General features: G+C 54.0%; 1 protein-coding gene. It reads right to left on the reverse strand.

Annotation, left to right across the window (positions count from 1 at the left end; genetic code table 11):
* Positions 1-34 precede the first annotated feature (34 nt).
* The gene (locus tag AOA62_RS17935; RefSeq protein WP_017139096.1) at positions 35-952 is read right to left on the reverse strand and encodes an IS110 family transposase; all 918 of its coding nucleotides are present in this window, start codon (positions 950-952) and stop codon (positions 35-37) included.
* Between the last annotated feature and the right edge of the window lie 219 nt (positions 953-1,171).

Consider the following 1,171-nt stretch of genomic DNA (forward strand, 5'->3'; position numbering starts at 1 on the left):
AAATGTGGGAGCAACTGTCTTAACCCACCGTCCGTCAGCGCCATTCTGTACCGTCTCGCAGCATGGCATTTAGTCTGATCAGCAGTATCCGCATGCAGGCGATGAGCGCGACTTTCGCGCTCTTGCCTCGCTCCCTTAGAGCCTCGTAGCGCGTTTTAAAGTCTGCTTGAAAGCGGATAACAACCCAACTCGACATGTATAACGCATGCCTGACACGGGTTCTTCCTCCGTATATCTGCCGTTTTCCATTGTGGTTTCCGCTGTCGTCGTTGTAAGGGGCTATGCCCGCTAACGCCGCCACTTCTCTGCGATCCAACTCGCCCAACTCCGGCAAGTAAACCAGCAAACTGGCGGCCGCGACTTTGCCAATCCCCTTCACAGACATGAGTCGCCTGGCCTTTTCTGCATCCAAATCAAACATGCCCTGAACGAGGTGTTTTTCCAGGGCTTTGATCTGCGCTTGCAGGTAGCGAATATGATCTTTGGTAGCGCTGACAACGGTTGGCAACTGAGCCTGCTGAAGTCGACGCTTATTGTCGTCGCGCTGCTGAACGAAGTGCTCACGTAATTGGATCAGTTCGCGCAGAGCTTCGCGCTCAGGAGAAATGACCTTTTCGTGAGACCCATGCAGCACTTCGGCAAAATCAGCCAGAACTGCCGCATCAATCGGGTCGGTCTTGGCATTTTTGCCCATGGCCACCGCGAAGGCTCTGGCCCGACGAGGATTGATTCGGAGCACTTGGAAATTCGTCTGTTGCAGTGCCGCCATGACCTGGCGCTCGTAGCCTCCCGTGGCCTCCAGCAATACCCGGCCAACCTCATAGCAGCTCAATCGTTTGATCAGCTCAACAAAGCCTTCAGATGTGTTTGGAATCTCGAAGCCTTCTTTCTGAGGTTGAACCCAGACAACAAGGTTTAATTTAGAGATATCGATGCCGACCCAGGAAATCATGGCAAAACCCTCTTACACTCAGGAGTGAGAGTGCTCTGGCTATGCCCACGCTTGTGATTCGAGTGGTGCTCGTCCAACTGTTCGGGCTTGTCGGCCAGAGTGGAAAGGTGGATGGCAGCTTTGCTCCCACTCGTGCTTCTAGCACCGCGGACTCACAGCTTGCCATCCACCCCTCTCACCTCAGAGTTTATTCCCAGATCAAGACACAAGCGGGCTTGC

Origin of the sequence: Pseudomonas sp. 2995-3 (assembly GCF_002742565.1) — a bacterium.
GTDB lineage: Bacteria > Pseudomonadota > Gammaproteobacteria > Pseudomonadales > Pseudomonadaceae > Aquipseudomonas > Aquipseudomonas edaphica.